Origin of the sequence: Plantactinospora sonchi (assembly GCF_036422035.1) — a bacterium.
GTDB lineage: Bacteria > Actinomycetota > Actinomycetes > Mycobacteriales > Micromonosporaceae > Plantactinospora > Plantactinospora sonchi.
In genome coordinates this window covers 240,800-253,299 of sequence record NZ_JAZGQK010000012.1, presented here as the reverse complement: position 1 = coordinate 253,299, position 12,500 = coordinate 240,800, and the positions used below count along the sequence as shown (strand labels likewise).

The 12,500-nt window shown below is 71.5% G+C and carries 12 protein-coding genes; 6 read left to right on the top strand and 6 right to left on the bottom strand.

Annotated elements, in window-relative coordinates:
• The first annotated feature begins 162 nt into the window (after positions 1-162).
• Positions 163-1,293, top strand: a complete 1,131-nt coding sequence (locus V1633_RS15290) for a cellulose binding domain-containing protein (RefSeq protein ID WP_331214970.1) — start codon at positions 163-165, stop codon at positions 1,291-1,293.
• 89 nt (positions 1,294-1,382) lie between these two features.
• Here V1633_RS15290 and V1633_RS15285 read toward each other — a convergent pair whose 3' ends face one another.
• Entirely contained in the window at positions 1,383-1,754 is a 372-nt protein-coding gene (locus tag V1633_RS15285) for a cupin domain-containing protein (RefSeq protein WP_331214969.1), read from the bottom strand.
• 192 nt (positions 1,755-1,946) lie between these two features.
• Positions 1,947-3,410 carry an LVIVD repeat-containing protein gene (locus tag V1633_RS15280; protein ID WP_331214968.1) on the bottom strand — a complete coding sequence of 488 codons (1,464 nt, stop codon included), beginning with the start codon at positions 3,408-3,410 and terminating at the stop codon, positions 1,947-1,949.
• A 255-nt stretch (positions 3,411-3,665) separates the two neighbouring features.
• On the opposite strand from V1633_RS15280, the gene V1633_RS15275 reads away from it, so the two are divergent.
• Genes V1633_RS15275 through V1633_RS15255 form a run of 5 tightly spaced genes read left to right on the top strand, consistent with a single transcriptional unit; the run spans position 3,666 to position 7,903 of the window.
• A complete protein-coding gene (locus V1633_RS15275) occupies positions 3,666-4,538 on the top strand; it encodes a glycosyltransferase family 8 protein (protein ID WP_331214967.1) in 873 nt (290 codons plus the stop codon).
• Positions 4,539-4,585: 47 nt separating this feature from the next.
• Positions 4,586-5,644: a glycosyltransferase family 2 protein gene (locus V1633_RS15270; RefSeq protein ID WP_331214966.1), complete on the top strand. Its 1,059-nt coding sequence runs from the start codon at positions 4,586-4,588 to the stop codon at positions 5,642-5,644.
• 1 nt (position 5,645) lies between these two features.
• Positions 5,646-6,521 carry a glycosyltransferase family 8 protein gene (locus V1633_RS15265; RefSeq protein WP_331214965.1) on the top strand — a complete coding sequence of 292 codons (876 nt, stop codon included), beginning with the start codon at positions 5,646-5,648 and terminating at the stop codon, positions 6,519-6,521.
• A gap of 16 nt (positions 6,522-6,537) precedes the next feature.
• Positions 6,538-6,933 carry an ankyrin repeat domain-containing protein gene (locus V1633_RS15260; RefSeq protein ID WP_331214964.1) on the top strand — a complete coding sequence of 132 codons (396 nt, stop codon included), beginning with the start codon at positions 6,538-6,540 and terminating at the stop codon, positions 6,931-6,933.
• A gap of 10 nt (positions 6,934-6,943) precedes the next feature.
• Complete coding sequence (locus V1633_RS15255; RefSeq protein WP_331214963.1) at positions 6,944-7,903, top strand: DUF3500 domain-containing protein; 960 nt, start codon at positions 6,944-6,946, stop codon at positions 7,901-7,903.
• A gap of 31 nt (positions 7,904-7,934) precedes the next feature.
• Here the strand turns inward: V1633_RS15255 and V1633_RS15250 are convergent, their stop codons facing one another.
• From V1633_RS15250 to V1633_RS15235, 4 genes are all read right to left on the bottom strand, one after another.
• Positions 7,935-8,441, bottom strand: coding sequence for a DUF2231 domain-containing protein (locus tag V1633_RS15250; protein ID WP_331214962.1), 507 nt, complete (start codon positions 8,439-8,441; stop codon positions 7,935-7,937).
• Positions 8,442-8,542: 101 nt separating this feature from the next.
• On the bottom strand, positions 8,543-9,283 hold the full coding sequence (locus V1633_RS15245; RefSeq protein WP_331215202.1) for a GAF and ANTAR domain-containing protein: 741 nt from the start codon (positions 9,281-9,283) through the stop codon (positions 8,543-8,545).
• A 236-nt stretch (positions 9,284-9,519) separates the two neighbouring features.
• Entirely contained in the window at positions 9,520-11,814 is a 2,295-nt protein-coding gene (secA2, locus tag V1633_RS15240; RefSeq protein WP_331214961.1) for an accessory Sec system translocase SecA2, read from the bottom strand.
• Positions 11,815-12,034: 220 nt separating this feature from the next.
• The gene (locus V1633_RS15235) at positions 12,035-12,490 is read right to left on the bottom strand and encodes a MarR family winged helix-turn-helix transcriptional regulator (RefSeq protein WP_331214960.1); all 456 of its coding nucleotides are present in this window, start codon (positions 12,488-12,490) and stop codon (positions 12,035-12,037) included.
• Between the last annotated feature and the right edge of the window lie 10 nt (positions 12,491-12,500).

The window sequence follows — 12,500 nt, the reverse complement described above, 5'->3', positions numbered from 1 at the left end:
CGGACCGTCAAGACCGGTTCACCGCGGGCGTAACGGCCCCGCCCGGCAGCCCAGCGGAGCGGACACTTGACCGGTTGAGTTCCACGACAGTTACCTGCTTCAATATCCACCGGGAGCACCGGGCCGTCACGTACCACCCCATCACCGTGACAGGAGATCACCATGCTCCGCAGGCCCCTGCTCGGCGCCGTCCTGGCCGCGCTCGTCGCCGCACTCGGCACGATCGTCGTCGCCGGACCGGCGCTACCGGCCGCCCCGGCCCCGGTCCGCGTCATGCCGCTCGGCGACTCGATCACCGGATCGCCCGGCTGTTGGCGGTCCATCCTCTGGAACCGACTGCAGAACACGGGATACACCAACATCGACTTCGTCGGCACCCTCGGCCCCCAGGGGTGCGGCCAGCCGTACGACGGCGACAACGAAGGGCACGGCGGCGCCCTGGTCACCACCGTGGCCGACCAGAACCAGCTGCCGGCCTGGCTCTCCGCCACCCGACCGGACGTCGTACTGATGCACTTCGGCACCAACGACGTCTGGAGCAACCGGGCACCGGCCACCATCCTGGCGGCGTACGGCAAACTGGTGGACCAGATGCGGGCCAGCAACCCCGGCATGAGGATCCTGGTCGCGAAGATCATCCCGATGGCGCCGAGCAGCTGTGCCGAGTGCGGCCAACGGGTGGTGGCGTTGAACAACGCGATCGGCGGCTGGGCGTCGTCAAAGACCACCGCGCAGTCGCCGATCGTGGTGGTCGACCAGTGGACCGGCTTCAGCACCGGCAGTGACACCTACGACGGCGTGCACCCCAACGCCGCCGGCGACCAGAAGATGTCCGACCGGTGGTATCCGGCGCTGACCGCCGTACTGGACGGGGTCATCCCGACCCCGCCACCGACCGTCCCGCCCACCACGCCGACCGGTACCCCGCCCACGCTGCCCACCCGGCCTCCCACGTCACCGACGGCGTCGCCCAGCACCCCTCCGGTCGATGGCGCCTGCGCGGCCACCTACCGGACGATCGGCCAGTGGCAGGGCGGCTTCCAGGGTGAGGTCAGCGTCCGGAACAACGGCACCTCGCCGAGCCGGTCCTGGACGGCCCAGTTGACCTTCGGCGCGGGCCAGCAGGTCAGCCAGGCGTGGAACGCCGAACTCAGCCAGAGCGGAAACCTCGCCACCGCCCGGAACGTGGGCTGGAACGGGGCCCTGGCCGGCGGCGCGTCGACCACGTTCGGCTTCGTCGGCAACTGGACCGGCAGCAACCCGGCGCCGACGGTCACCTGCGCCCTGGGCTGACCGGCTCCGCCTGCGCTGGCCGGGGCCGGTCTCCCGGCGTACCCGTCCGGGAACCGGCCCCGGTCAGCGTGGGACGACGAGCCCGGAGGTCACCCGGAGGTCACCCGGTAACCGGGCACCGAGGGCCACCGGACGGTGAGCACCACCGCCTCCTCCGGCGCGTACCACGAGTGGTCGACACCCGGTCCCCAGACCACGTAGTCGCCGGGCTCGGCGAGCACGACGCTACGGCCCCGGAACTCCATCCGGAACCGACCGGAGACCAGCACCAGCAGGGCGGTACGGCGTTCGCCGGTGACCCACTCCGCCCGGGTGTCGCCCGGCGGGTGCACTCCCCACTTCACCTCGACGTCGGTGCTGTGCCGCACGTCCAGGCCGGCCGGCATGAAGTGACCGAGCAACCAGCCTCCGTTGCCGGCGCCGTCCTTGGCCGCGTTGCCGACGTAGATGCCCTCGTCCAACCGCCCTCCCCTCAACGGTCGGGCAAGCTACCACGGGAGCGGGTACCGGTCCCGGCCGGCCTGCCGGCGAACTCCGCCTCCCGGGAGGAGCACCCCTGGATGACCCAGGTCGACCGGTCGCGACCGGCCCGGGACGCGGTACGGCCCGGCCCCCGCAAGCGGGAACCGGGCCGTACCGTGGTGCCGTCGTGCCTACAGACCGCCCCAGTAGGTGGGCTGGGTCTGCGGGTTGAACTCCTTGTACTTGGTCAACTGCGCGCTCCACAGTCGCCAGTCCCGCACCTCCAGGACGTCCAGACCCTTCTGGATGTCGTTGGAGTAGATGTGGCCGTTGTACCAGTACGCCGACCACGATCCGCCGATGATCCGCTCGGTCTCGGAGAGCGGGCCCCGCTCCCAGTAGCCGAGCTCCACCGGACGGGCGGAGTCGGTGAAGTCCCACACCGAGATCCCGCCCTGGTACCACGCCTGGACCATGATGTCCCGACCCAGCACCGGGATCAGCGAGCCGTTGTGCGCGACGCAGTTCTCCAGCGAGGTGTTCAGCCGCGGGATCTTGAAGTAGCTCTTGAAGACCAGCTTGCGACCGTCACCGCGACCGGTGATGTCGTAGACCGCGTTGGCGCCCCGGGTCGGCTCCACCGACTCGACGCAGGTCGCGCCGCTGCCGCCGCCGAGCTCGTCGGTGAAGACCACCTTGGTGCCGGCGTTGTTGAAGGTGGCCGAGTGCCAGAACGCGAAGTTGGTCGTGTCCCGGACCCGGTTGATCACCCGCGGTGCCTCACGGTCGCGGATGTCCAGCAGGATCCCGTCGCCCATGCAGGCACCGGCGGCCAGGTCCTTGCTGGCGAAGACGGTGATGTCGTGGCAGCCGCTGGTGGTCGAGCTGCCGTTGCCACCCGGGTTACCGCCGCCGTCCGCGGCGAAGAGGTCCGGCACGGCCACCACGGCGGCATCGGTCGGCTTCTTCACCGGGACCTTGATGATCGAGATCGAGTCGTGCGGCGTCGGGCAACCGGCGTAGGTGCTCGACGGCCCGTACGACGAGACGTAGAGGTAGACCGACTTGCGGTCCTTACCCGGCACCAGGGTGTGGGTGTGCGAACCGCAGGCGGTCTCCACCGACTTGATGTACCGGGGCGCCTTCTTGTTCTTGATGTCGAAGATCTTGATGCCCTCCCACACCGTCTGGCTGCTCGGCACGCCCGTGCTGCTGCACGAGTCGTCGCTGCGCGGCGAGTCGGTGGAGAGGAACAGCAGGTCACCGTAGACGGTGATGTCGTTCTGTGAGCCCGGGCAGAGCACCTGGGACACGATGGACGGACGCGCGGGGTTCTTGACGTCGTAGATGACAAAGCCGTCGTAGTTGCCGGCGAAGACGTACCGGTCCTGGAAGGCCAGGTCGGAGTTGAGCGCGGCGGTGGTGTTGAACGGCCCCGGCTTGGGGATGTTGGCGATCTGCCGCAGGTTGGAACTGCTGGCGATCTCGTCCACACCGGGTGGGGCGGCGACGTCCACTGTGGCCTTTTCCGCAGTGGACGCTGCCGGATTGGCGCTGCTCGCCGGGGCTACGGCCGCGCTCGCCACCAGGAGAGCGAGCGCGCCGAGCCCGACGATCCGGAGTCGCCGCGGCCCTTGTGGGGGAAATTTGAACATCTGGCGGCACCCTTCGAAAGGGGTTTACGAATGTCCAGACCTTACCTGGACCAGCCTGCCGTCGATGTGATCTAGCTCACATTATTGACCATGATCGGAACTCGTCGACCGGACCCACCGACAGGACCGGCGCCGGCCGCCGCAGCCTGCGACCGAACCGGCACGAGCAGTACACGTGACCACTCCACGTGTTCACCTCGATCGTCCGGCCAGACAGGACCGTAGGATGAGGACTCCGGGCGCGAGGAGGAGTCGATGTACTCCGTCGGCATCTGCATCGACGAAAGCTATTTCCTGCCCGCGCTGGCCACCCTGACCTCCCTGGCCGACAGCCGGGGACCCGCCGAGGTCAGGTCCATCAGCGTGCGCGTCCTCACCACCGACCTCGCCCGCAGCCGGGCAGCCACCATGGCCGCCGTCGTCGACCGCCTCGGCTTCGCCTCCTTCGACCTGCGCTGGCAACGCACCGACCCGAACTGGCGCCTGGCGAGCTGCGGTCACATCTCGGCGGCGACGTACCTGCGTTTCGGCTTCACCCGTCGGTTCGTCGACCGCCCGTACTTCGTCTACCTCGACGCCGACCTGCTCGTGCTCGGCGACCTCACGGGTCCGTTCGACTCGCTGGCCACCGGCCAGATCGCCCTCGTACGCGACAGGCTGGTGCACGCCGTCGGTCGGGGCCAGGCCCTGCCCGGGGTGGTGGAACGCTGGCCGTCGTTCGCCGGCCGGCCGTACTACAACGCCGGCGTCATGTGGTGCCCCAGCGGAACCCTGCCCGGGCTGCGGGGGCACATCGCCGCCATCATGGCCCGCGCGCAACAGCACATACATTTCAACGACCAGGACGCACTGAACCTGTGGGCGCTGTTCTCCGGTGCGGTCGTGCCGGCCGGGGACGCCCTGAACACCTTCGAACTGGAGCGGTTCGAAGGAGGTGCCCACCTGACGGGCAACCCCGACCGGGCCGACCCCGCCGTACTCCACTTCGTCGGGCCCGACAAGCCCTGGCAGCGGACCTGTCCACCGTGTCGCGCAGTGACGCTCTACCGTACGTACCTCGACGCGGCGCGGCGGCTCACCAGCCGGGTCGGCGACCTGACCGCCGACCTGCCACCGCCCGGAGGGTAGGTAGTGCGCAGGCCGGGTCCGACCGACCGGAGGCCGAGGAGGTTCGTTTGGTACAGGTACGGGGGCTGACCATCTGCATTCCCACCCACCGGGGTCGCGGCCGCTACGTCTCGGCCCTGCTCACGTCGCTGGCCGCGCCCCGGCGGACGCTGTCCGTCCCGGTCGAGATCATCGTTGTCGACGACTCACCCGACGAGGAGTTCCACGCACTCGACCGCCACTGCGCCGAGTTGGCCGTCCGGCACCTGCGCGGCCCCCGGCCGGCCGGTGCGAAACGCAACCTCGCCGCCCGGGAAGCCCGCTTCGACCTCCTGTTGTTCATCGACTCCGACTGCCTCGCGACCGCCGATCTGCTCACCGCCCATGTCGACGCGCTCCGGGCCGCCGCGCCGGACGTGGCCGGAGTGGTTGGTGCGACCGTCGCCCTCGACGACGGACCCCGGCCCTGGCAGCCGATCGACTTCAGCCGCTGGTGCCGGGCGGACGCCGACCCGCCGAAGGGGCCGGTCGTCTGGGGGCCGACCAGCAACCTGTCGATCCTCCGCGCGGTCTTCCTGCGCCTCGGCGGATTCGACGAGGACATCTTCACCCCCGTCGGCGGCGAGGACGTCGACCTCGGCGCCCGCCTCTGCGACCACGGCTACCGCTGGACGGCCAGCCCGCGCGCGGTCGTCCTGCACCGGCGCGACGCCACCGGTCGACTTCCCCAGATCCTGAACAAGCAGTTCATGTACGGGCGGGCCGACGTCTTCCTGACCGCCCGCCACCGCGCCCGGCGCCGGTGGCGGGCCAACCCGTTCGTCCTGGGTGTCCTCGCCGGGTTGGCCTGCCTACCGTTCACGGGTCCGGCACCCCTGATCGGAATACTGGTCCTCCTCGGGCCGCCGCTGGCGTACCTCGCCGTCGACCTGGCCCGCCGCGACCTGGGCAGGGCCGCCGACCCGGCACGGCGCGACGGGTTCCCACCGCGTACCGGGGGGTGGCTGGCCCACCTCGCCCGCCACGTGTCGGGGGTGCTGGTGGACCTCTCGTTCGACGCCGGGGTCGCGTGGGAGGCCCTCCGTCGCGGTCGCCCCCTGCTGGCGCTGCGCCGGTTCCCCTACTGACATGCTCGCCGTCGGGCTCTGCGTCGACCAGCGGTACCTGCTGCCGTCACTCGTGACGCTGGTGTCACTGGCCGAGGCCACCCCCGGCAACGACCGGGCGGCCATCGCGGTCCGGGTCATCACCACCGACCTGTCGCGGGCCGACGTGACGGCCCTGGCGGCGGCCGTCAGGTGGCTCGGATTCGCCTCCTTCGAAGCACGACGGGAGACCCCCGCCGCCCACTGGCGGGTGGTCGAGGGTGGGTACATCTCCGCCGCCACGTACCTGCGGTTCCACTTCGACCAGAGGTTCCTCGACCGGCCGTACCTCGTCTACCTGGACAGCGACACCCTCGTCCTGGGTGACATCACCGCGCCGCTCAACGGGCTCGCCGAACCCCGGATCGGCCTGGTCCGCGACCTCTTCAACCACACCGTCGGGCAGGGTCCCGCGTTGCCCGGAGCGGCCGAGCGGTGGCCGCCGTTCCGAGGCCGGCCGTACTTCAACGCTGGCGTCATGTGGTGCCACACCCGGCTGCTGGCCCGGCTCCGTTCCGACGCGGCCGCGATCATGTCCCGGGCCGGTCGGCACATCCACTTCAACGACCAGGACGCACTGAACCTCGCGGTGCTGCACCGCGACAACGCCCAACCGCTCGGCGCCGAGTTCAACACCTTCGAGACCGACCGCTACCGGGAGACCGGCGACTGGATCGTCTCCGTCATCCGGCTGCGACCACCGCCGACGTCGCCGGCCCTGCTGCACTTCGTCGGCAGCGACAAACCCTGGCTCCCGAGCTGTCCCCCGACACCCGCCGTCCGCCTGTACCGCCGGTACCTGGCCCGGGCCGCCGCCCTGCTCCGCGCGACCCCGTCCCTGTCGGCCCGCGGCGCGTGACAACTAGGCTGGTCAGGTGGCCGAGGAACTGGACGACGAGACGCTGGCCTTCGCGCACCGGATGTTCGACCTGGCGCGGGCCGGCCGGACCGAGGAACTCATCAGCCAGGTGGACGCCGGCCTACCGGTCAACCTGACCAACAACAAGGGCGACACCCTGTTGATCCTGGCCGCCTACCACGCGCACCCGGAGACCGTGGCCGCGCTGCTCGACCGGGGAGCCGACCATTCGCGGACCAACGACCGGGGCCAGACGGCGCTGGCCGCGGCGACCTTCCGGCAGTCGGTCGGGGCGGTGACCGCGCTGCTCGACGCGGGTGCGGACGCCGCGCACGGCAATCCCTCCGCGATCGACACCGCGGCCTTCTTCAACCTCCCCGAGATGCTCGCCGTCCTGCGGCGGGAAGGATGACGGCACCCGGATGAGCCTGCCCGACACCCCGGTCGCCGCACGGATGCGGACCGCGGCGGCCGCCCTGCTCGACGCGTTGCCCGGTCCGGCCCGGGAGTCGGCCACCCGGCCGTTCACCGACGAGGCGGGCCGTCGGTGGATCGAGTACCGACCCCGCCCCCGGCCCGGCGTGTGCCTGGCCGACCTCGACCGGACCGCGCGCAAGGCCGCCCACCGCCTGCTCGCCACCGCGCTGAGCCCGCACGCGTACGCCCAGGCCGCCACGATCATGGCGCTGGAGGAGGTCCTCGACCGGCAGGAGGACTGGCGGCGGGGCCGGCACAGCGACGACTACCGGGTCGTCGTCTTCGGCGACCCGACCCGGGACGACACCTGGTCGTGGCGCTTCGAGGGGCATCACCTCTCGGTCAGCATGACCGTCTCCGGCGACCGGGTCTCCCCCGCCCCGGTCTTCCTGGGCGCCAACCCGGCCCGGGTGAGCTACGCCGGCCGCCCGGTGAGCCGGCCGCTCGCCCCCGAGGAGGATCTGGCCTTCGCCCTGCTCGACGCGCTCGGGCCGGAAGGACGGGCCGACGCGGTCGTCGCCGACGAGGCGCCCCACGACATCCGCAGTGCCACCCGGCCACGCCTCGCCGGTCGGATCGAGCCGGTCGGGCTGCGGGCCGGCACACTGGGCCCGACGTCGAGGGCACTGCTGGACCAGCTCGTCGCCCTGTACCTGGACCGGTTACCGCCGGAGCTGGCCGCCGCCGAGGCGGCCCGGATCGGCCGGGCCGACCTCCACTTCGCCTGGGAGGGCCCACCCGGTCCGGGCGGCCGGCACTACTACCGGATCCAGGGCGAGGATCTGTTGATCGAGTACGACAACACCAGCGACGACGGCAACCACACGCACACCGTGCTGCGCCGGCCGTACAGCGACTTCGGTGACGACGTACTGGCCGCGCACCGGGCCGACGCGCACTCCTGACCCCGCCCCGGCGACGCCAGGCGGATCGGGTTCAGCCGGCCCGGCGGCGGCCGAAGCCACCGGCGACCGAGGTGGCGGGCGGGCCGAAAGCGTCGAAGCCGGCGGGTTCCCCGGTCGGCGGGTCGAACTGCCGGACCAGGGTGCTGCCCAGCCGGACACCCACCGCCCCGAGCGCCAGCCCGAGCAGTTCCACGGTGAGCAGGCCGCCGGTCGCACCGTGCTCCGGCACACCGGAGCGGATCAGGCAGGCGAAGACGAAGAGCACCGCCACCGCGGCGTTCACCAGGTTGAAGGTGACCGCCGTACGCCGGGTCCGGTCGCCGGGCACGTCCCACAGATCGACCAGACCGGCGATGGCGGTGAGCCCGGCGGCGATCAGCGCCGCCACCGTGGTCCAGTAGCCGACCAGCCCGAGGATCACCGGTCCACCGAGGAGGTCCGCCAGGTCGAAGACGGTGGCGCAGACGAACAGGCCGAACGGAAAGGTCACCAACATCGGCTGGATCGGGTGCCCGTGCACCCTCAGGCGGCTCTGCATGACGTGGCCCTCCCCGGCTCGCCCCTCGACCGGCCTTGCCCGTGCTACCCCCACGCGACCGTGCACAAACGACACCTTCGGACCGGACGGCGCCTGGGTGCTCAGGTGTCCCGGGGGCGGGCCACCGAGGTGACCAGCCGCTCGGCGACATCCCGCACCGGCATGGCCAGGGCCGCCGACGCGGAACGCAACACCTGCAGAGCTTCCGTGGCGGTACAGCCACGTTGAGTCATGATAACCCCGATTGCCTGGTCGACGATCCGGCCGGCTGACGGTTTCCGGACGAACTCGCCGACCAGTTCGGCCTGCCGGTCCCGGTCCCGTACCGCACCGAGCAGCAGTCCGGCATGCTCGGCGAGCAGCATGGCGGTGAGTTGCTGTGCCGCACCCAGCGCGTCCGGCTGGCGGGCGTACAGGTTGATCGAGCCGATCACGTGCTCGTCGACGTCCACCGGCACCGCCAGCACCCCCCGTACGCCGAGCGCCAGCGCCTGCCCGGTCCAGCGTCGCCAGCGGGTCTCGCCGCGCAGGTCCGCCGACCAGACCAGCTCCCGCTGTCGGATCGCGGTCATCGCCGGCCCGTCGGTGCCGTACCGGACGTCGTCCAGCGCGCGCAGCCGCGCCTCGGAGGCGGCGACCGAGGCCGGCGCCCCGGACCGGAGCACGGTGACCCCGCACCAGGTGACCTCGGCTATCGCGTCCTGGGCGGTCCTGGCCAGCCGGGCCAGCGCGGCGTCGAAGTCGTCGCTGGCGATCAGCCCCGCGGTCACCTCACGCAGCAACGCGGCGGTTTCCAGCACACCCGGAACGTCGTCCGAGATCTCGTCCGTACCCGACCTCAACACCGCGCCGCAGCCTCCGCCGCCACCGCGCCCCGCGCGGTACGTCCGGTTCGTGTCCTCGCCTGTGTCATGGTCGCCTCTCCCGTGCGTCACCGGCCCCGCGCCGGTACGACCCGCGCTTCTACCCCGACAAGCAGGGGGACAAACCGCGCGTACCTGGAGAGAACGAATATGGCGACGGGGTCGACGTGGGTACCGGGGTAACCACGACGACCCCGTCAGGGTCTACCGTGCCGTCAGCGTGAACCGGAGCTGAGGCGCCGGCCCACGGCGGCGATCAGCCGGTCGAGCTCGGAACCGAACGGGTTGTCGTGGACCAGGTAGGTCCAGGTCGCGCTCGGCCGCACCAGCTTCGACTCGTCCGGCTCCCAGTCCTCGGCGAACTCGCTCTCGTCGAAGGTCTCCACCGTCCGGGTCTCGATCTCCGGTACGAGCGCGTTGAACGCCGGCACCGCCGACCGGTGGAACTCGTCGAGCGGGTCGAGCCGGCCCAACGCCCGCAGGTGTACGCCCTCCCGGACCTCGGAGAGCTCGGCCAGGTGCTGCGCCCAGAGCCGGTCGAGGTGGTAGAGGGCGATCGAGCGACCCACCCGGGAGAGCAGTTCCTCGTCCATCTCCTTGGCCCGGTCCGGGAACCGCTCGGTGAGCATCTCCGCCGCCACCTCGGTGGTGAGCAGTCGCTCCCGGCGCTCGGCGAGCGCCTTACGCTGCTGCTCGATCACCACGCTGTACCGCCAGGTGTTGCGGTGGATCTCGTGGTTGACGCCCTCGGCGATCCGCTGGGCGTGCTCGACCGCGAAGTCGACCTGCTCGTCGGTGACCAGACCGTCGGCGTTCATCCGGGGCGACGGCGGGATCGCGTCCGCCGCGTGCCGGATGACCAGCTCGTCCTCGAGGCTGACGAAGAAGACCGACCGACCCGGGTCGCCCTGTCGGCCGGCCCGGCCGCGGAGCTGGTCGTCGACCCGGCGGCTGTCGTGCCGGCCGCTGCCGATCACGAAGAGGCCGCCGAGTTCGGCCACCCGGTCACGGTCGGCCTGGTCGCTGCCGCCCAACCGGATGTCGACACCGCGACCCGCCATCTGGGTGGAGACGGTGACCGCGCCGTACGCGCCGGCCTCGGCGATGATCGAGGCCTCCTCGGCGTCGTTCTTCGCGTTCAGCACCGTGCACGGCACCCCGGCCTCCTGCAGCGCCGCCGCCAGCCGCTCCGACTCCCGTACGTCGAGGGTGCCGATCAGCACCGGGCGACCGGTCTCGTGCTGCTCCCTGATCTCCTCGATCAGGGCCTCCTCCTTCTCCGCCCGGGTCGCGTAGATCCGGTCCGGGTCGTCGACCCGCACGCACGGGGTGTTCGACGGGATCACCGCGACCTCGAGGTTGAAGAACTCCCGCAGCTGGTCGCCGACCAGTACCGCGGTCGCGGTCATCCCGCAGACGGTGCGGTAGAGCGCGACGTACGCCTGCACGGTGATGCTGCCGAGGATCTCGCCCTCGGCGGTGGCGTCCAGCCCCTCCTTCGCCTCGACGGCCGCCTGCAGCCCGTCCGGCCAGCGGCGGCGCTGCGCGACCCGACCACGCATCTCGTCGATCAGCTCGACGCCGTCGTTGCGGACGATGTAGTCGACGTCCCGGTGCAGCAGGGCGTGCGCGTGCAGCGCGACGTTGACCGCGGAGAGCTGTTCGACGTGCTCGTCGTCGTAGAGGTCGATCCCGCCGAGCCGGGACTCGATCTCGGCCAGTCCGGTGTCGGTGAAGGCGACGCTGCGGCCGTCGTCGGCGACCACGTAGTGCCGGCCGGGGCGCAGCCCGCGCACCACGGCGGCGGCGGTGTGCACCGGGTCCTGCTCACCGGAGACCGCGCCGGCGAGCACCATCGGCACCCGGGCCTCGTCGATCAGGATCGAGTCGGCCTCGTCGACGATCGCGGTGGTCAGCGGCGGCTGCACCCGGTCGTCGATGTCGGTGACCAGCTGGTCGCGGAGGAAGTCGAAGCCGGCCTCGCTGACCGAGACGTAGGTGACGTCGCAGGCGTACGCGGCCTGGCGGTCCGCACGGGTGGAGGCCTCGGTCACCCAGCCGACGGTCAGGCCGAGCAGCCGGTAGATCGGCTCCATCCACTCCGCGTCCCGGCGGGCCAGGTAGTCGTTGACGGTGAGCACGTGCACCGGCCCGTTGCCGCGCCGAACGTGCCCGTACGCGGCGATCGTCGCGGTCAGCGTCTTGCCCTCACCGGTGGCCATCTCGGCGACCTTGCCGGCCAGCAGGGACATCGCGCCGAGCAGCTGGACGTCGTACGGCCGCTGGTCGATGCCGCGCCGGGCGGCCTCCCGGCCGACCGCACAGATCTCCACGAAGTCCACGGCCTGCCCGGCCGCCTCGGTGAGCTCCTCGTCAGTGAGCTCGGTGAGGTCCTCCTCGCGTGCCTCGATCGTGGGCAGCAGCTTCTCCAGCGGCGCCAGATCAACTGTGGTGCCCGGCCGTTGGAGGAAACGCCGGACCCTGGTCTTCAACCGTTGCGACACACCCATGTCGGGCAACGGTACGCGACTGCCCGCCGAATGTGCTGCCCGGCCGGGCCGGTGTCTCGTCCGGACTCGGACCGGATGTCGGAACCGGCGGGAACGGTCCCGCCCGGCAGGCCGGACGACCGGCCCGGCGACAGAACCGATCTACATCTGTCAGTGCGTCGGGCGACCGGGCTCCCGCTCGACCCGGGGCCGGACCGGCACGGGTACGACCGGCACGGCGTCAGTCGCCGCCGCCGTCCGGTGGCGTGATGATCCGGGTGAGCAGATCAACCAGCTGCGCCCGCTCGTCCGCGGTCAGGGCGGCGGTCAACCGGTCGTTCGCCTCGTCCCCGAGTCGAGCGGTACGACGCAGTCGCTCCGTGCCGGCTCCGGTGAGGGAGACCGCGTTCTTGCGTCGGTCAGCGGGATCCGGAGTACGCCGCACCAGCCCGTCCCGGTGCAGCTCGGCGATGATCGCGACCATGTCCTTCGGGTCGACCCGGAGGACCCGCCCGAGGTCGGCCTGGGAGACCGGCCCCAGCTCGGCGACCGTGGCCAGGACGGCGTGGTGCATCATCCGCATCCCCTCCCGCCCCAGCGCCTCGCCGACCAGGCGGTGCCCCCGGGCCGCCGCCCGGCCCAGCAGCCAGCTCGGCAGGACACGGATCCGCTCGGGGGCGTACGGGATCTCGGCCATGGTCCGCACT

What these genes read in the sequence shown, in the direction of transcription:
- V1633_RS15290 (WP_331214970.1), top strand. Translation starts at nt 163, where the DNA reads ATGCTCCGCAGGCCCCTGCTCGGCGCCGTCCTGGCCGCGCTCGTCGCC.
- V1633_RS15280 (WP_331214968.1), bottom strand. Translation starts at nt 3,410, where the DNA reads ATGTTCAAATTTCCCCCACAAGGGCCGCGGCGACTCCGGATCGTCGGG.
- V1633_RS15275 (WP_331214967.1), top strand. Translation starts at nt 3,666, where the DNA reads ATGTACTCCGTCGGCATCTGCATCGACGAAAGCTATTTCCTGCCCGCG.
- V1633_RS15265 (WP_331214965.1), top strand. Translation starts at nt 5,646, where the DNA reads ATGCTCGCCGTCGGGCTCTGCGTCGACCAGCGGTACCTGCTGCCGTCA.
- V1633_RS15255 (WP_331214963.1), top strand. Translation starts at nt 6,944, where the DNA reads ATGAGCCTGCCCGACACCCCGGTCGCCGCACGGATGCGGACCGCGGCG.
- V1633_RS15250 (WP_331214962.1), bottom strand. Translation starts at nt 8,441, where the DNA reads ATGCAGAGCCGCCTGAGGGTGCACGGGCACCCGATCCAGCCGATGTTG.
- secA2 (WP_331214961.1), bottom strand. Translation starts at nt 11,814, where the DNA reads ATGGGTGTGTCGCAACGGTTGAAGACCAGGGTCCGGCGTTTCCTCCAA.
- V1633_RS15235 (WP_331214960.1), bottom strand. Translation starts at nt 12,490, where the DNA reads ATGGCCGAGATCCCGTACGCCCCCGAGCGGATCCGTGTCCTGCCGAGC.